Origin of the sequence: Bradyrhizobium sp. 191 (genome assembly GCF_023100985.1) — a bacterium.
In the GTDB taxonomy this organism is placed as follows: domain Bacteria; phylum Pseudomonadota; class Alphaproteobacteria; order Rhizobiales; family Xanthobacteraceae; genus Bradyrhizobium; species Bradyrhizobium diversitatis.
On record NZ_CP064692.1, the window covers coordinates 3,292,844 to 3,310,486 of the forward strand.

Genomic DNA, 17,643 nt, shown 5'->3' on the forward strand with positions numbered 1-17,643 from the left:
TGACGCCCTTGCGCGTGGCTAAGCCTTCGCCGTCAATCAAGTTGGGGAGAGGACTTCCACCTCCAAGCTGTCGCTCATACTCGGCAATCGGGATAGGGGGGAGTCTCGCGACTCCTCCCCTCCCACACCACCGTACGTACGGGTCCGTATACGGCGGTTCGGCGGATTATGCGGTGCGCTGAGCTGCGATGGACACCAGACCGAGTGAACCGAAGAGGGCGATTGGCAAGGCCATGTTGAGCGCGGGGCTGTTCGCGAGCCGCCAAGGGCCACGTGGGCTGCTGGCGGTCTTTGCCGCCAGAACCCGGCCGACGCCGCGGCGTCGCAACTCGGCAAAGCGAGCGGGTCCGCGCTTCCATTGCTTCCAGACGACGGCGCGCAACCGCCGCCTGATCCATTCATCAAGCGCGCGCAACACCGACGGAGTTTGGCAGAAGCCGAAGTAGCCGCGCCATCCTTTGAGATAGACGGACAGCTCCTTGACGCTCTGCGCGAGGCTTCGGCCGCCCGTGCGTCGCGTCAGCTCCCGAACCTTCGCCTTGAAGCGGGCGACGGCCTGCGGCGCGATACGCCGTCGTGGCGGCTGCTCCCATGTAAAGCTAAAGCCCAGGAACTTGCGGACACTCGGTTTGGCGACCGCGCTCTTGGCCTTGTTGACCTTCAGCTTGAGACGCTTTGCAAGGAACTTCTCGATGCCGGCCATCACCCGCTCACCCGCTTTCTGACTACGCACATAGACGTTGCAGTCATCGGCGTAACGCACGAAGCGATGTCCGCGCTTCTCCAATTCCTTGTCCAACACATCCAGCATCAGGTTCGACAACAGCGGCGAGAGCGGGCCACCCTGCGGCGTCCCCTCCTCAGTCGGGCTGACCAGTCCTCCCTCCATCACACCCGCGGTCAGAAAGCCGCGGATCAACTTCAGGAGGCGCTTGTCAGCAACTCTCTTGGCCACAAGCCCCATCAGGATGTCGTGGTTGACCCGGTCGAAGAACTTTTCCAGATCGATGTCCACGACAACGGCGTGCCCGGACGCAATGTAGGTCTGCGCCCGTTCCACCGCCTGATGCGCCGAGCGGGTCGGCCGGAAGCCGAAGCTCGCCTCGGAGAACGTTCCGTCCCAATCTGCCTGCAACACCTGCATCACCGCTTGCTGGATAAAGCGGTCGAGTACCGTCGGGATGCCGAGCGGCCGCAGGCCGCCCGATGCCTTCGGTATCTCCACCCGCCGCACCGGCTGTGGCTTGTAGGTGCCATCAAGCAACTGGGCGCGGATCGTGAGCCAGTGCTCCTTCAGGTAGGCCGGCAGTTCGTCGACGGTCATTCCGTCGACGCCCGCCGTACCCTTGTTGCGCTTCACTTGCGCCAACGCTTTCTTCAGGTTCTCACGCTCGACTACTGCTTCCATCGACGGCCCTGCGACCGCCGGGCGTTCGAGACTGGCCCCCGCCGCACTTGCTTCGACCTCTTGGGCGGCGGTATTCGGGGCTTCACCCCTTGTTCCGGTGCCCAAGTTCAGCTCGACCTGAGTTTTCTGTCGCATGGCTCGCGCGAGATGACCGCTCTACTGACCACTTCCACCGTTCGGGCCTTCAGCGGCGCGCTGCCGCCCACTATGCCCTCTGCTGACTTCTGCACGGCGGTCAGATCGCCTTGCGACGACCTCAGTCCCGTTGCCGGGACACCGCACAGACCTCCCGAGGTAAGACCGACCGCCTTCGCCGCACGCCCGCCGGATTTACCACCCCGACCCTTGATGACTATGGACTTCGCGATCAGTAGCTCGCTCGTCCGGCCGGGTAGGCCTCGTTATCCGGTAATTGTCCATCGAGCCGCGGCTTTGCTCCACGCTGTCTTCAGACCCCACCTCGCGATGACGCCCTTGCGCTTCGCTAACCCTTCGCCGTCATCAGGCTGGGTAGAGGACTTCCACCTCCAAGCTGTCGTTCATACTCGGCACACCACAAAAAGGGCCACTCTGATGAGCGGCCCAAGTCTGCGGCGAAACGTCCCGTAGGGGACCTCTAGGATCAGGCCGCAGCCTGTTCGATCGGCGAGAAGGGAAGACCAAGGCTCTCGGCGACAGCCTTATAGGTTAGCCGGCCCCGATAGACATTCAGGCCTGCGCGCAGATGCGGATTTTCGAGCACAGCTGCAAATCCCTTACTGGCGAGAGCCAAACCAAAAGGCAGCGTAGCGTTGTTGAGTGCCTGGCTTGAGGTGAGCGGCACAGCTCCCGGCATGTTTGCGACACAATAGTGGATAACGCCATCCACCTCATAGGTTGGATCGGCATGTGTCGTCGCCCGGGATGTCTCGAAACATCCGCCCTGATCGATCGCTACGTCCACGATCACGGAGCCTTTGCGCATCGAACTCAACATACCGCGGCTGACCAGTTTCGGCGCGCTCGCGCCAGGAACGAGAACGGCACCAATGACAACATCCGCCGCAAATACCTCTTCTTCAACGGCGTCGATCGTCGAGAATCTGGTACGTACTCGCCCTTCGAACAGCTCATCCAGTTCGCGAAGCCTGGGAATCGAACGGTCGAGGATCGTGACCTCAGCGCCCAAGCCTGCCGCCATCCGTGCAGCGTGAGTGCCGACAACGCCCCCGCCGATCACCACAATGCGAGCGGGTGGCACGCCCGGTACCCCGCCAATCAGCAGTCCCCGTCCGCCCGCGTACCGCTTCAGCGCCGCACCCGCGGCTTCAATCGCAAGTCTTCCCGCAACCTCGCTCATAGGGGCAAGCAGTGGAAGGCCACCGTGCGCGTCGGTCACAGTTTCATAGGCAATTGCGGTGCAGCCAGACTTCATGAGGCCCTTCGCCTGCTCCGGATCCGGAGCCAAATGCAGATAAGTGAAGAGGATCTGGTTTTCTCGAAGCTGCGCCCATTCGGAGGGCTGTGGCTCCTTGACTTTCACGATCATTTCGCTCGACGCGAATACCTCGCGAGCAGAGGTCGCAATCGTCGCGCCAGCTTTGCGGTAGTTATCATCTGTCGCGCCAATCCCGGCGCCGGCATTGCTCTCGACCAATACGCTGTGGCCAGCTGCAACGTATTCGCGGACGGCCCCAGGCGTCAGGCCGACGCGGTATTCGTGCGTCTTGATTTCCTTGGGAACACCGACCTTCATTTGCAATCTCCTTGGTGAGCAGCTCGTTGTAATCGGAAGAGCGGTACAAACCTGCGAGGCGAGAAGCCAAATAGCGCAGTAATCCGGCGATCTTCCCCGCCTGTTTGCAGGATTTCGAACAGACGACCGAAGACCGCCGAGTTGGCAGGGATGCTACCACAGGGTGGCAAGACCTGATGCGGCCCCGGCAGCCAAACCAGGCGCTCGTGATCAGGATTGATTTACGCCGACTGGATCGACTTCTTCGTTGTTTTGCCTCATTCGCAGCGATGCTCGATTCGCTAGCACGAGTAGCGCTTGCGAGGGAGGCCCGCGGATTCATCAAAGATGGATCGGGTTTTTCAAAGGTTTGCTGAACGATTGACCGAAAGCACGCATCGAGACGCAGCTCAGCAGAGCATGGCTGAGGTCGCCGCTGCGCTCAAACTGTCGTGCTTCGCATATCTCGCTCTTCCCCGCGAGCCAGGCAGTGCTCCCAACCGATCTCGACATATCCCCCTCCTGGACCGCCATCTATCTGCAGCGCGGCTACGAATCCGTCGATCCGGTGGTACGTCGGGCAATGCGCCAGCCTAAGCCCTTCCGATGGGGCCTTGGATTTGAAGCGCGAAATCGGTCGGAGTCCGAACGCGCTTTGTTCGAAGAAGCCGAAAAATTTGGGATTCGCTGCGGTTTACATTTCCTATCCACGATGACAAGGGCGCAATCGCCGCGCTGAGCTTTGCAAGTGACGAGCGTCGAACTGGTTTCGAGCGCGCGCTTGTCGAACACGCCCAGAGCCTGCGATTAATCGCAACGTTTTCCATGAGCATGCAAAACGCTTCTGGACGATTGATCGCATGATCGGCGGCGTGGTGCTGTCTCCTCGCGAGTACCAGTGTCTCGAATGGTCCGCGCGCGGTAAATCGGCTGGGGAGATCGGGATCATTCTCGGCATCGCAGAGCGAACTGCGGGATTTCACCTGGACAACGCCCGTGCGAAGCTCGGTGTCAGCTCGCTTCGTCAAGCGATCGTGCTGTTGACCGAAACAAAATCTCGAAAATTAAACACCGGCCTTCCATAAACGCCTGTGGAACTGCACAGGATGCGTTTGCCTAGGCCTCTCTGCTTAGTTGCCGAAACGAAGCAGGGAGGCAAAAATGATGCAGCTCATCACGCCGGAATACTACGGGGAATTCCTCCACGGTCTCGCCGAGATGCACCGGCTGCGCTACCGCGTTTTCAAGCAGCGCCTGGATTGGACCGTCGAGGTCAGCGGCGACATGGAAGTCGACGAGTTTGACGTCCTTCGACCGGTGCATCTACTGAACCGCTCGGGAGCCGGACGTATTCAAGGTTGCGTCCGACTTTTGCCTTCGACCGGTCCAACCATGCTGAGGGACACCTTCCGATCCTGCTGGACGGGCAGTCGGCGCCACGAAGCGATCGGATCTGGGAGAGCAGCCGATTCGCGCTCGATGTTCCCGCGGATGCGCCGAAGGCGAGCTGCGGACTTGCTGCTGCCAGTTACGAGCTGTTTGCGGGTACGATTGAATTCGGCCTTTCCATTGAATTGATCGAAATCGTCACTGTGACCGACGCCCGCATGGAGCGCATTCTTCGCCGGGCCGGATGGCCCCTTCGCAGAGTGGGAAAAGCTCGCCCTCTCGGAAACACCATGGCGGTTGCCGGGTACCTGGAGGTCTCGCCCGATGCGTTGGACCGCATCCGCAAGGCGGGGCACATCTCGGGACCGGCGCTCTGGGCTCCGGTCATTCAAGCGGCTGCCTAGGTTCTGGAAGCAAACCCAATCGCAGCATCGCACCAGATTGGTGCGGGAAGGCCGCTCTTCTCTCTCAAGACTTGCGATGCACAAGCCACGTCGAACACGACCGTCACTTCAAGCCAGTAAAGCGCTCGAACTGAAACACCTGAGATGGGCCGTGGCTGCGGCCGATTGCGGGAGCGTTCGTGGAGCCGCCGAGTTGCTGAGGTCCCAACAATCGAGCCTCAGCCGAACAATCAGCGAGTTTGAGCACCACTTGGGCGTTCCAATTTTCGAGCGCTTCAGCGGAGGTGTGCGCCCAACGCGGCCCGGCTGCGACGTCCTTCGATTGGCCAGGACCATCCTGGAGGAATTCGACCCACTCATCGCAACCGCGCGATCCGTTCACAACAGCGAAACCGGCCGTCTGAGCGTCGGTTTCTGCACATCGCTTTCGGCCGGCAATCTGCAAGCCTCCTTACTTGAGTTCAAGGAGCGGTTCCCGCAGATCGCGCTTGCGAGGTTGAACGATCAAGAACACGTTTAGCAGCGGCACTCCGCAACGGAGCGCTTGATCTCCTGATCGTCACGGGGAGCTTGCCGTGTTTGGACACTAAAGCCATGTCTCTGTGGAGCGAGCGTGTTCTCGTTGCCTTGCCTCATGACCATCCTCTCAGTTCGCGCCGAGACTGTCTACTGGACCGACCTGCGCGGCGAGACGGTGCTGCTCAGCCACTACGACCCCGGAAAGGAGCTCGAATGTCTTCTGGTTTCCAAGCTCGTCTCGCCTGAGGTCCGCCCAAAAATCGAGCGCCACGACGTCAGTCGCGGCATCATCAAAAGCCTGATCAGCATGAACACAGGAATAAGCCTCGTGCTCGAGTCCGACAAAGGCGCGAATTTGGCGGACCTTGTCTACCGAGAGCTGCGCGATGGCGCGGGCGCGAGCCGATTCGAGTTTTCTGCCTATTGGCACGCCGACAGTGAGACCCGGCCCTGCAGGAATTCCTGATGTTACTCTCCGAGCGCTATTCCTCGCCTTCGATCGGTCGCTGACGCGCGCGGCGCGCTTTCCGGAAGCTCCTGTCGGCCGCCATGAACCGGGCCAGCATGGGCGCGATAAGCTTGGCCGGATCTCCGATCGGGTGAGCGGTCTCCTGTGCAAGGATCTGGGCATATGCCACGAGATCCCTGTGCACGCTCGCGGGCAGTTCATGCGTAATCTTGATCGGCTTGTCGTCTTCGATTGCTCCGAGCTTAAGCTTTGCCATCGTCCTCAACCTCTATACGGTTCGAGCATCAGGTCACGGTTGACGATCACCCGCACCGGAAATCCCGGACGGATCGTCAAAGTCGGCTGTATGTTGAGATTGCGGCGGACCACCTGCTGGCCTGTTTGATTGATCGAATCCCCAGCTCCACGGCGGAGGGCGGCAATGAGATCGTTGTTGGTATTGCCGTTATCCGCCCCGGAATTCACCTCCGTGCCGACGGAAAGCAGCGTCGAAAGAGCGGCGGCCCCCAACAATTCCTTCCAATGATTGTCGACTTCGTCCTCAAGACCAGAGTAGCCTGCCGCATCTGCACCGGGCTGCCGTTCCAAAACAATCGATCTCCCATTCGGCATGATAAGGCGCGTCCAGACCAGGAGCACGCGCGACTGCCCAAATGCGACCTGGCTATCGTAGCTCCCGATCAGCCTTGCTCCCTGGGGGATAAGGCGAGCTCGACCGGTAGGAGAATCGTACACCGATTCTGTGACTTGCGCCGTGATCTGGCCAGGCAGGTCGGACCGGATTCCTGTGATCAGAGCGGCCGGGATGACCGTTCCGGCCTGAACGACAAAAGGCGAAGCCGGCCTCACAAGGCGATCGGAGCTTGTCGTTCGGCGATCGACCGTTGCACTGACGAACGCGAGCTTTCGGTCTTGGCCATTCTGAGCAAATGCTTCGTCCGATGATGGCGCGGCGCTTGAACGAGCTTCGCTCGATGAAGTGGCAGGGGCTTGTGGCCGGACATTGGTGCTGGCAAATACCTTGCTGGTCCGTGCTGCCTCGCTCTCCTGGTTGATACGCTGCTGTTCGGCATCGATACCGAGCGAGCTGGACGTCGAAGATCCCTGTGCTGCGACGATCGGCCGGCCGAGATCGCCCGGCAAAGGCGGCCCCAGGCGCGGCACGTCCTTCGGGATCTCGGTGTAATCCTTTGGTAAGGTCGCAAGCTGATCGGCGATATTGCGGTGGTCGGTCGCGTAAAGCTCCTCGGGCGCTGAAGTACGTGACCGTTTCTCGTGCAGCGCCCAGAGCACCGCGCCAGTGATCAGCGCGAGCACAAGGGCGCTGCCGCCGATAAGGACTTTCCGCGAGAGGCGCGTAACTTTTGGCCGATCCGGCCGGAGCCGCAGGGTTTCGGCGATCTCTTCCGGCGGCTTGCCCCGAGGCGCTTCCTTTGGTGTATCGATTGCCTGGTCAGTATCGTTCAAAGCGACCTCCCGTCGGTTCGCACGATCCTGACCTTCTGCTGGCGCTCCTCGCCCAGCCTCAGTTCCGCGGCCGCGAACAGCCGGTCAACAATCAGCACATTTCCGTAAGCGCGGTAGTTGACGATCTCGGTTTTGCCGTCGGGCCCGATCACGAAGAGCGGCGGCATCTCGCCCTGACTGACGCCGGGGGAGAATTCAATGTAGGTTTTTCGGCCGTCATCATAAGCGTTGACGGGACGCCAAGGCGGGCTGTCGCCCTCGATGGCGTAGCGGTAGCGGCGCGCCGGCAGGTCCGGAATAAAGGGTGCCGGCGGTAAAGCTCGCGTTCGCCCGCCACGATCCGCCGGATAGAACCAGGCGACCGAGGGCATATAGGGCTTTTCTTTGGCGCGAAGCTCGATCAGGTAAGTACGGCGATCAGTATTGACGACGAGGTTGGTCTCGATCGAGGGACGGGTGGGCTTGACCATGATGTGAACGCGGCGGGTGTCGCCGCTGCCACTCTCGGTGTCGCCGACCACCCAGCGGACGGTATCGCCTGCGGCGACCGGTCCTGAGCCGATCAGCTGCTCACCGGGCTCGAGGGCAACGTCCGTAATTTGCCCCGGCGCGGCATAGATCTGGTAGAGCGCGCCCGGACTATAGGAAAACACTTGCACCGCATTGTAGTAGCCGGCTTTGCGAGGCTGCACGCGTGCAGCGTCATTTGCGGTTTCGATGCGCTCGACAGGCTCCTTGGCCTCCGCGCTGTTGCCGCCTCGTGCAGCCTTCCAGGCCGGCGGCACATGCAGCGGTCGCGGGCGATCATCGGCAAGCGCCGGAAAGTCCGGTGCCGGCGGGAGCTCGTTGTCGTAGCTGATTTGCGGCGGCCTGAAGGTCGTGCAGCCGCCGAGCGTCGAGACACAGACCAGAAGAGCCAGAGGTAAGCACGGCCGCACTTTTCGTGACACAATAACGAGACCTGACGGCATGTTAGCCGAGCTCCTTTGACCAGTTGATCGCGTTGACGTAGATGCCAAGGGGATTTTTGCGTAGGCGATCCAGATCGGGAGGCATTTCCACGACGATGGTAAGGATCGCAGTCCACCGTTCCGTTGCGGCAAGTTGGCCGTTGTCGTAGCGGCGCTCGATCCAGGCGAGGCGAAAGCTCTCAGGCGAGGCTCGGATGACGCTCGAGACCTCGATCGCGATTTGCGTCTTTCCGAGCTTGGCGAAGGGGTCGTTGTTGCGGGCATAGTCGTTGAGCGCGGCGGCGCCGCGATCGGTCGTGAAGTCGTAGGCACGCAGCCAGTTCTCGCGGAGGACAATCGCGTCCATCGGCAGGCCACGGACGTGCTCGATGAAGCGCGCCAGGTGAAACGCTATTTGAGGGTCCGTCGGCTGGTAGGCAGCATTTGCAGGGGCAACTGCTTTCGCTTCACCCAATTGATCGACCTCAACCACCCAGGGCGTGATCGTGCCATGGGCTGATTGCCAGACCAGAGCTCCAGCAAAGCCCGCGGAGAGGAACAGGCAACCGAATGCCATGAGCCGCCAGTTCTTGGCCTGGACTCGTGCTGCACCAATGCGGTCATCCCAGACTTGAGCTGCGCGTTGATAGGGCGTGACCGGCTCCGGCGTGCGGCCATAGTGAACGGCCGATCGTTTGAACATTTGTGGACCTCAAGGCATGGTTGGAAATGGATTTGGAGAGACAGCGAACTCAGCGATTGTCTTGTGAGAGGTCGACCGATGCGCCACTCCCGCCGTGATCGCCTGACCGAACCGCCTGCGTGGCCGCTGATGCTCCATGCTGGATGGTCTGCGCCCGCTTCATACGCCGAACCCAGGCTGGCGGACTGTCGGGCGCGGCCGAGGAGCCCCCCTCCTCCTGACCGACTTGACCAGCCCCTCGCCCAAGGCCGGCTGCGAGCGAACGCAAGGGACTTGCCGCGCCTGGCGCGCTCGCCTCGACGCCGGAGCTTCCCGCCCGCAACATGTTCGTCGCGCCACTTGCGATCGCGCTTCCACCGCGCAGCGAGCCCGCAATCGCGCCTGCAGCAAGACCTGCAGCGCCGGCGGCAACGCCAGCTCCTGCCGCGATCACCCCACCGGCAGCGAGGCCCGTGCCGACGGCGGTGCCTGCGCCAAGCTGCGGACCTCCGGAGACGATGCCATTGGCGATACCGGGACCGAAGATGCCAAGGCCCAAGAGGGCGAGCGCGCCCAGGACAAGTGCCATCGCATTCTCGATGGTCGGCTGGTTGCCGCCAAAGCCGCCCCTGAACTGCGAGAACAGGGTCGATCCGATGCCCACGATGACGGCAAGGACCAGAACCTTGCCCCCCGATGAGATGACATTGCCCAGCACCCGTTCGGCCGCAAAAGCGGTCTTGCCGAACAGGCCGAAGGGGATCAGGACGAAGCCGGCAAGTGTCGTCAGCTTGAATTCGATGAGGGTGACGAACAGCTGGATCGCCAGGATAAAGAACGCGAGCAGCACCACGATCCAAGCAAACAGCAGGACCACGATTTGCACGAAATTCTCAAAGAAGCTGACATAGCCCATCAGCCCAGAGATGGAGTCCAGGATCGGCCGGCCTGCATCAAGGCCTACCTGCGCAATGCGGCCCGGCCTTAGGAAATCTGCTGACGAAAGGCTTGTCCCTGAGGCTTTCAGACCTAGCCCCGCAAAACTTTCGAAGACCGTCCGGGCGAGGTTATTCCAATTGCCAATCAGGTAAGCAAAGACGCCGACAAACAAGGTTTTCTTGACCAGCCGGACGATGACGTCCTCGTCCGTTCCGAACGACCAGAACAGGCCAGCCAGGGTGATGTCGATTGCAGCCAGCGTTGTGGCGACATATCCAACTTCGCCCCCGACGAGACCGAATCCGGAATCGATGTAGCGGGTAAAGGTTTCCAGAAACTGGTCGATGACGCCCGTGCCGCCCATGGCTCACTCGCTTTGGCTCGGAATGGAGGAAAAGCCGGACGGGAGGCGACTTTCGTCCTTACGCGGGACTGGAGAGGGGAATGGCGCCGCGCCGGTCCGGCTATCCGAACCATCAATTGCCCTGCTTCCGCCTAAGAACTGATTGCGCTGCTCGGCCCAGATCTTCTGGCATTCAAGCAGAGCATCTTTCTGCTCGTAGGTGACGGTACGGCATTGCTCGAGCTTTGCTGCAGTCACATCCGGTTTTGAGGCCAGAGAGACGGAAGACTGGGTCGCGCTCTCGTCGGTGCGCAGGCGAATGGCGCAGGCGGCAACCAACAGGACAGCAAGACCAGCTGCTGCCGCAACAGGTAGTCGTTCAAATCGTATTTTCATGATCAGTGGAACATCTGCACGGTTGTCGGTTGATAGTTTTGGCCCGGGCTGAGAAAGCGCCGCAGCTGCTCCCTACCCTGCTCCTGCGCTGCAGCCCGCTGGGCGGATTCGAGCGTCTGTGCGCGACCTTGCGCGGCAACAGTCGCGGTAAGGTCCGCAAGCTGCTGGGCTTGCAGCGCAAGGAGCTGGTTGCCGGCCTGACTTGCCTGGAGCGCACCCGCTGCGCCCTGGCTCGCCGTCACGAGGGCGGACATCTGGGTGCGGTTGGCGTCGAGATTGCCGACAACGCTCGCTTGGACCCTCATGGCGTCCTGCAGCCCGGCAACTGAGTTCTGCCAGCGTGTTTGGGCATTTGCGACCAGGAGCCCATCGGAGATGCTCGCGGATGCCGGCGCATAGGTGGTCGAAAACGCGCGATCGATCTGCTGGACGTCGTAGGCAATCCGCTGCGCCTGCGAGAGTAGCTGCTGGGTGCGCTGAATCGACTGCTCGAGCTGTTGCAACGATGAATAAGGCAGGCTCGTCAGGTTCTTCGCCTGGTTGATCAGCATCTGCGCTTCGTTCTGGAGCGAAGTGATCTGGTTGTTGATCTGCTGCAGCTCACGCGCGGCCGTCAGCACATTCTGAACGTAGTTGTTGGGATCGAACACGATCCACTGCGCCTTCGCTTCGCGGGGCGATTGGATCATGGTCATGGCGATGATACTTGCTGCCAGAAGCGGGCGGATACAGCTCATCAGAGCGCTCCTTGTTTGGCGAGCTGCGGAATGAGATTGCAGGCCCAACCGAGGTCTCGCGTCTTGAGCCAACCGGTGACGAACTCGTCCCTTCCGTGCTCGGCAAGCACCCGATCGACGAGAGCCTGGTCGGCTTTGGACGAGGCGGCCGCAAAGGCGAGCGCGATTTCGCCAAGTCCGAGCTCGAACAGGCGGTTGCCGCGTCGGGATTGGCAGTAGTAGTGTCGCTTGGGGGTGGCGCGGGCGAGGATCTCGATCTGGCGGTCATTCAGCCCAAAGCGCCGGTAAATCGCCATGATCTGCGGCTCAATGGCGCGATCGTTTGGCAACAGGATCCGGGTCGGGCAGCTCTCGATGATGGCAGGCGCGATTTTGGAGCCGTCGATATCGGCAAGCGACTGGGTCGCAAAAATGACCGAGGCGTTCTTCTTGCGAAGCGTTTTGAGCCATTCGCGGAGCTTGCCGGCAAAATCGGCATCATCGAGCGCGAGCCAGCCTTCGTCGATGATGAGCAGTGTCGGACGGCCGTCTAAGCGGTCCTCGACCCGGTGAAACAGATAGGCCAGAACTGCGGGCGCGACAGAGGTCCCAATCAATCCGTCGGTCTCAAACACCTGGACGGAGGCTTCACCCAGCCGTTCGTGCTCGCCGTCCAGCAACCGCGCGTATGGCCCACCGAGGCAGTAGGGCTGCAGCGTGCGCTTGAGAGCGTTGGATTGCAGGAGAACGGAGAGCCCAGTCAGCGTCCGCTCCGTAACCGGCGCCGAGGCGAGCGAGGTCAACGCCGACCAGACGTGATCCTTAGTCTCAGGCGTGACCTCGATCCGCTCGCGCGACAGGATCGATGCGATCCAGTCGGATGCCCAGCCTCGCTCGCCGAGATCGTCGATGCGCGCAAGCGGCTGCAGGGCGACGAGTTCTGACGATTCCAACGCGCCGCCGAGATCATGCCAGTCGCCGCCCATGGCGATGGCCGATGCGCGGATCGAGCCGCCGAAGTCAAACGCAATGATCTGCGCCGCGCTGTAGCGGCGGAACTGCAGCGCCATAAGCGCCAGCAGGACCGACTTGCCGGCGCCCGTCGGTCCGATGACCAGCGTGTGGCCGACATCTCCGACATGCAGAGAAAACCGGAATGGCGTGGAACCTTCAGTCTTACCGAAGAACAATGGGGGCGCCTTGAAGTGGTGATCCCTCACCTCTCCGGCCCATACCGCAGATAGCGGGATCATATGGGCGAGGTTCAGGGTCGAGACCGGCGGCTGGCGGACGTTCGCGTACGTTTGTCCCGGCAGGCTGCCGATCCAGGCTTCGACGGCATTGACCGTCTCGGCCATGCATGTGAAGTCCCGGCCCTGGATGACCTTTTCGGCGAGGCGGAGCTTTTCGTCGGCTGCGCGCGGATCCCTGTCCCAGACCGTGACCGTTGCCGTGACGAAGACCTCGCCGATCTGATCCGAACCCAATTCCTGGAGCGCACTGTCCGCATCCATCGCCTTGTTGTGGGCATCGGTATCCAAAAGCGCGGAGGCCTCGTTCGTCATCACCTCCTTCAGGATCGAGGCGATCGACTTGCGCTTGGCAAACCATTGCCGCCTGATCCTTGTGAGGAGCTTTGTGGCATCTGTCTTGTCGAGCATGATCGCCCGCGTCGACCAGCGATACGGGAATGCCAGCCGGTTCAGCTCGTCGAGAATCCCGGGCGTGGTCGCAGTCGGGAACCCCACGAGCGTCAGAACGCGCAGATGCGCGTCGCCCAGCATGGGTTCAAGACCGCCTACCAGCGATTGATCGGCCAGCAACGCATCGAGATACATCGGGATTTCTGGCACGCGCACGCGGTGCCGTTTGGTCGAGACCGTCGAATGCAGGTAGGTCAGCGTTTGCTCGTCATCAAGCCAACCGCATTCCGGCATGAAACCCTCGACGAGCTGCAGGACGCGGCCAGTCCGGTCGACAAAGCCGGCAAGCACCTCGCGCGCATCCGCTCCTGCAGCGCGATGGCTGCCCTCGTACAGCAGGCGCTCCGCCACGGCCGCACTCTCTGCCGGAGGCAGATAGAGGAAAGTCAGATAGTAACTCGACTCATAGTGGCTGCCGGCCTCCTCGAATTGCGCTTTCCGCTCCGCATCCACCAGCGCCGAGGCGACGTCCGGGAATGTATCAGGCGGATAGCGTCCTGCCGAATGCCGCTGCGCCTCGACGAAGACGGCCCACCCCGATCCGAGGCGACGGAGCGCATTGTTGAGGCGGCCTGCGACAGCAATCAGCTCGGCAGACACTGAGCTGTCGAGATCCGGCCCTCTGAACCGGGCCGTTCGCTGAAAGGATCCATCCTTGTTGAGAATGATGCCCTCATCGACCAGGGCCGCCCAAGGCAGGAAGTCGGCAAGGCGCGTGTTTGAACGGCGATATTCGGCAAGATTCATCATAGGCAACTCTAGGACCTGAGGTGGCTTGGAATACGGACGTGCCGGCGCACGACTTCCACGAAATCGGGATCGCGTTTTGCGGCCCAGATGGCGGCCATGTGGCCGACGAACCAGAGGAAAAGGCCGGCAACCCACAGGCGCAGCCCAAGACCGAGTGCCGCCGCTAACGTGCCGTTGGCGATCGCCACGGCGCGCGGCGCACCGCCCATCAGGATAGGCTCGGTGAGCGCACGATGCACGGGCGCGATAAAGCCTGCGACAGGCTCCTCCATTAGATCACCACGCCGCCGCCGAAGGAGAAGAAAGACAGAAAGAAGCTTGATGCCGCAAAGGCGATGGACAGACCGAACACGATCTGAACCAGGCGACGAAAGCCACCAGACGTGTCGCCAAATGCGAGCGAGAGCCCGGTCACGATGATGATGATGACCGCGATAATCTTGGCGACGGGACCCTCGACCGATTGCAAAATCTGGTTGAGCGGTTGCTCCCACGGCATATTTGAGCCAGCGGCGCAAGCCGGGATACTGCTCAGCCAAAGGGTCACAATTGCCGTGGCCGGAATGCTGGCGCGGCGGAGAGATGAAGGCATCGTCATGACCGGTCTCCAATTGCAGAAAGGTTGTAATCACCTGATACTCCTAAGCCGGTGACGCGGGCGAGCTCGCTCAAGCGGCGTTCGGCGCCGCGGCCGCTGAGCACCGCGATCACGTTGATTGTTTCGGCGATAAGCGGCCGGGGGACTGTGACAACAGCTTCCTGGACCAACTGCTCGAGTCGGCGTAGCGCCCCGAGCGCCGTTCCGGCATGGATCGTGCCGATTCCGCCCGGATGTCCTGTGCTCCAGGCCTTGAGCAAATCGAGCGCCTCGGCTCCGCGCACCTCACCAATGGGAATTCGATCGGGGCGCAGACGAAGCGACGAACGGACCAGGTCGGAGAGCGAGATCAAGCCGTCCTTCGTGCGGAGCGCCACGAGGTTTGGCGCCAAGCACTGAAGCTCGCGCGTATCTTCGATGAGAACTACACGGTCAGTCGTTTTAGCCACCTCGGCGAGAAGGGCATTGGTCAGTGTCGTCTTGCCGGTCGAGGTGCCGCCGGCGACCAGAATGTTCCTGCGCGCGCAAACTGCATCCCTCAATGCACCGGCCTGATCCGGCGTCATGACGCCGACTGCGACGTAATCCTCGAGGCTGAACACGGCGACCGCCGGCCTTCGGATCGCAAATGTTGGCGCGGCAACGACCGGCGGCAGCAGCCCCTCAAAGCGCTCCCCCGTCTGGGGCAGCTCGGCAGAAATCCGTGGGCTCCCGGGATGAACCTCGGCTCCCACGTAGTGAGCCACCACTCGGATGATTCGCTCTCCGTCAGAGGGGGATATATTCTTGCCAGTATCCGTAAGGCCGCTCGACAGTCGGTCGATCCACAGTCGGCCATCGGGATTGAGCATCACCTCGACGATTGCCGGATCTTCCAAAAACGCTGCGATGGCGGGTCCCAACGCGGTACGCAGCATACGCGCTCCGCGCAAGTTCGCTTCTGAATCAAAAGAATGGATCGCCACGATTTGCCCCAAGCTGCTGAGGCCGCTTCGGCGCCCTCATCTGAAGGCAAATAAAAGATAGGTCGTGTGTTACCGCAACAAAGGGAATATGCCGTTCGTAGTCTAGCGTAGAGAAAGGAACATTTGAAAAGAGCGCCGGCTTGACGCGCCGACCCCTCGGCGGCGAGGCGAGAAATCAGCAATGACCAATGATCCGAAGCTTACTATTTTTACGCCTCTCTCGGTCGCGGTGTTTGCTCAGGCTCCGTTGCTTCTCCTGAACCACTGTCACTCCCTCGCATGGGCACGATTGAGCTCCCGCTTTTTTGAGGAAGCTCAAACCCGGGATAATGAACCACATCAGCCGGCGGGCTGCCGCAGGCTCCAATGCCGACGCTGGTCTGGTGCACCACCGTGAGTGTAATGACCCTGCACCATTCCCCCTGGAATCAGGCTGGCCCAGTACTGCACGACGATTGCCAACGCAGAATGCAGGCATTCAAAGAGTGATTTCTAGTCCGCAATGGCCGAGCTGAGATCTACTTGAGCTGCGCGTGTAGCGAGACATGGTCGAGTTCACCTTCCCACCACGACACAAACACCGCGGCAATACCGTTCCCGATGATGTTGGTAAGCGCGCGCACCTCGCTCATGAACTTGTCGATCGAGAATACGATCGCAATGCCCGGGACGAGGTCAGGACTGACCACGGTCAACGTTGCGGCCAGGGTGACGAACCCGGCACCGGTAACACCACTTGCGCCCTTCGAGGTGAGCATCGCCACAACGAGTATCGTGAGCTGCTGGCCGAAGTCGAGATCGACCCCGAGCGCCTGCGCGATGAACAAGGTCGCCAACGTCATGTAAATGTTGGTCCCATCCAAATTGAAAGAGTATCCTGTCGGCACCACCAGGCCAACGACCGGCTTGGAACAGCCCAGCCGTTCGAGTTTTTCCATCAACTGCGGCAGCGCGCTTTCGGACGACGACGTTCCGAGCACGATCAGCAGCTCATCCTTGATGTAGACGATGAACTTTAGAATAGAAAAACCGACCAAGCGCGCGACCAGACCAAGCACAATGATCACGAAGAGCCCGGCTGTCACGTAGAACAGCGCAACCAAGCCGATGAGTTTACCGAGCGCGGACGGCCCGAATTCGCCGATAGTGTAGGCCATGGCGCCGAACGCCCCGATTGGCGCTGCCTTCATTACGATCCTAATGACACCAAACACCGCGTGTGCAGCATCGTCGACCAGACTGCGCATCCGCTCACCCCGCTCGCCAAGCGCCATCAGCGAGAACCCGAATAGGATGGCAAACAGCAGCACCTGTAGCACGTCGCCTTGGGCCAGAGCGCCAACTACGCTATCCGGAATAATATTGAGGAGGAAATCGACCGCCTTCTGCCCTTCCGCTCTTTTGACGTAGTTGGCTACCGCCGCGCCATCAGCCCTGGGAGCGAGCCCATGGCCGGCCTGAACGAGATTGCCCATCACGAGACCCAGGATTAGCGCGAAGGTTGACACGATCTCGAAGTAAAGCAGCGCCTTGACGCCGACACGGCCGACCTTTCGTGCATCCTGAACATGCGCAATTCCGGACACAACAGTGCAGAAGATGATCGGCGCAATCACCATTTTGATCAGCTTGATGAATCCGTCACCAAGCGCTTTGACCCAGCTGTTCGTCCCCACAGCAGGCCACAACCAGCCAACGAGAACGCCAATCAAGATCGCGATGAGTACCTGGATATAAAGAACATTGTACCAGGGGCGAGATGGCTGGAACAGGGCGGCGGCTTTGACAGAGCGGCGCTGGCGGTGATTGTACATCACGCTCGACCCGGCGCCGTGGTACCAAAGAGGGGTGACAATGAAGGCACGGCTTCGCTCAGTGTTTCCTTAGCACGGCGCGCACAGGGCACTGACCGCTCTAAACAACCCCGTCCGTCGTCACGGTTTGCCGCCTCTCCCGAATGGGCTTGCGGCCAACGCGAAACGAAGTCCTGAATCCCTTCTGAAACCAGCGGTAAAAACTTGAGAAAGCTTCCTTGAGAGTTGGAATGCATCAGCGTCACCACCCATTTCTATCTTTTTTGGTTGTTCGAAGATGCCACCAGCATCTTATAAAACGCCACCTTTAGCAGCCGGCGACCACTCTTCACCTGGACAGGCATTCTCGCCGCTATCGCGCCGGATCGCGACGTACGTTGAAGAAACATTCACCGTAAAGAACTTGTGGTGGTGCGG

At 61.0% G+C, this 17,643-nt stretch carries 15 protein-coding genes and 3 pseudogenes; 4 read left to right on the forward strand and 14 right to left on the reverse strand.

What is annotated here, in order from left to right; all coding sequences use genetic code 11:
* Window positions 1–166: 166 nt before the first annotated feature.
* Window positions 167–1,543, reverse strand: coding sequence for a group II intron reverse transcriptase/maturase (ltrA, locus tag IVB23_RS15180; RefSeq protein ID WP_247799886.1), 1,377 nt, complete (start codon window positions 1,541–1,543; stop codon window positions 167–169).
* Between the two features lie 487 nt (window positions 1,544–2,030).
* The gene (gene ald / locus IVB23_RS15185; RefSeq protein WP_247804036.1) at window positions 2,031–3,143 is read right to left on the reverse strand and encodes an alanine dehydrogenase; all 1,113 of its coding nucleotides are present in this window, start codon (window positions 3,141–3,143) and stop codon (window positions 2,031–2,033) included.
* 547 nt (window positions 3,144–3,690) lie between these two features.
* Here ald and IVB23_RS15190 point away from each other — a divergent pair.
* The 4 genes and pseudogenes from IVB23_RS15190 to IVB23_RS15205 all read left to right on the forward strand — a co-directional run bounded on the left by IVB23_RS15190 (window position 3,691) and on the right by IVB23_RS15205 (window position 5,944).
* Window positions 3,691–3,986 (forward strand): annotated as a pseudogene (locus IVB23_RS15190) (autoinducer binding domain-containing protein).
* On the forward strand, window positions 3,983–4,207 hold the full coding sequence (locus IVB23_RS15195; protein WP_247804037.1) for a helix-turn-helix transcriptional regulator: 225 nt from the start codon (window positions 3,983–3,985) through the stop codon (window positions 4,205–4,207). The pseudogene IVB23_RS15190 and the gene IVB23_RS15195 overlap by 4 nt, the downstream one beginning before the upstream one ends.
* 76 nt (window positions 4,208–4,283) lie before the next feature.
* Window positions 4,284–4,915 (forward strand): annotated as a pseudogene (locus tag IVB23_RS15200) (acyl-homoserine-lactone synthase).
* 76 nt (window positions 4,916–4,991) lie between these two features.
* A pseudogene (locus IVB23_RS15205) lies at window positions 4,992–5,944 on the forward strand (LysR substrate-binding domain-containing protein).
* On the opposite strand, the gene IVB23_RS15210 reads toward IVB23_RS15205, so the two are convergent.
* From IVB23_RS15210 to dctA, 12 genes are all read right to left on the reverse strand, one after another.
* Entirely contained in the window at window positions 5,917–6,159 is a 243-nt protein-coding gene (locus IVB23_RS15210; RefSeq protein WP_247804039.1) for a DUF2274 domain-containing protein, read from the reverse strand. The pseudogene IVB23_RS15205 and the gene IVB23_RS15210 overlap by 28 nt on opposite strands.
* A 5-nt stretch (window positions 6,160–6,164) precedes the next feature.
* Window positions 6,165–7,370, reverse strand: coding sequence for a TrbI/VirB10 family protein (locus IVB23_RS15215; protein WP_247804040.1), 1,206 nt, complete (start codon window positions 7,368–7,370; stop codon window positions 6,165–6,167).
* A complete protein-coding gene (gene trbG / locus IVB23_RS15220; protein WP_247804044.1) occupies window positions 7,367–8,341 on the reverse strand; it encodes a P-type conjugative transfer protein TrbG in 975 nt (324 codons plus the stop codon). Before trbG ends, IVB23_RS15215 begins: the two co-directional genes overlap by 4 nt.
* Window position 8,342: 1 nt before the next feature.
* Complete coding sequence (gene trbF, locus IVB23_RS15225) at window positions 8,343–9,023, reverse strand: conjugal transfer protein TrbF (RefSeq protein WP_247804045.1); 681 nt, start codon at window positions 9,021–9,023, stop codon at window positions 8,343–8,345.
* A 49-nt stretch (window positions 9,024–9,072) separates the two neighbouring features.
* The gene (trbL, locus tag IVB23_RS15230; protein ID WP_247804051.1) at window positions 9,073–10,305 is read right to left on the reverse strand and encodes a P-type conjugative transfer protein TrbL; all 1,233 of its coding nucleotides are present in this window, start codon (window positions 10,303–10,305) and stop codon (window positions 9,073–9,075) included.
* Between the two features lie 3 nt (window positions 10,306–10,308).
* The gene (gene trbK-alt / locus IVB23_RS15235) at window positions 10,309–10,680 is read right to left on the reverse strand and encodes a putative entry exclusion protein TrbK-alt (RefSeq protein ID WP_247804053.1); all 372 of its coding nucleotides are present in this window, start codon (window positions 10,678–10,680) and stop codon (window positions 10,309–10,311) included.
* A 2-nt stretch (window positions 10,681–10,682) separates the two neighbouring features.
* The gene (gene trbJ, locus IVB23_RS15240) at window positions 10,683–11,417 is read right to left on the reverse strand and encodes a P-type conjugative transfer protein TrbJ (RefSeq protein WP_247804891.1); all 735 of its coding nucleotides are present in this window, start codon (window positions 11,415–11,417) and stop codon (window positions 10,683–10,685) included.
* Window positions 11,417–13,849, reverse strand: a complete 2,433-nt coding sequence (gene trbE, locus IVB23_RS15245; RefSeq protein ID WP_247804055.1) for a conjugal transfer protein TrbE — start codon at window positions 13,847–13,849, stop codon at window positions 11,417–11,419. The genes trbJ and trbE overlap by 1 nt, the downstream gene beginning before the upstream one ends.
* A gap of 8 nt (window positions 13,850–13,857) precedes the next feature.
* On the reverse strand, window positions 13,858–14,121 hold the full coding sequence (locus IVB23_RS15250) for a VirB3 family type IV secretion system protein (protein ID WP_247319927.1): 264 nt from the start codon (window positions 14,119–14,121) through the stop codon (window positions 13,858–13,860).
* Window positions 14,121–14,441: a TrbC/VirB2 family protein gene (locus tag IVB23_RS15255; RefSeq protein WP_247278044.1), complete on the reverse strand. Its 321-nt coding sequence runs from the start codon at window positions 14,439–14,441 to the stop codon at window positions 14,121–14,123. The genes IVB23_RS15250 and IVB23_RS15255 overlap by 1 nt, the downstream gene beginning before the upstream one ends.
* Window positions 14,442–14,443: 2 nt before the next feature.
* Window positions 14,444–15,364, reverse strand: a complete 921-nt coding sequence (gene trbB, locus IVB23_RS15260; protein ID WP_247804893.1) for a P-type conjugative transfer ATPase TrbB — start codon at window positions 15,362–15,364, stop codon at window positions 14,444–14,446.
* A 566-nt stretch (window positions 15,365–15,930) separates the two neighbouring features.
* The gene (dctA, locus tag IVB23_RS15265; protein WP_247804057.1) at window positions 15,931–17,226 is read right to left on the reverse strand and encodes a C4-dicarboxylate transporter DctA; all 1,296 of its coding nucleotides are present in this window, start codon (window positions 17,224–17,226) and stop codon (window positions 15,931–15,933) included.
* Between the last annotated feature and the right edge of the window lie 417 nt (window positions 17,227–17,643).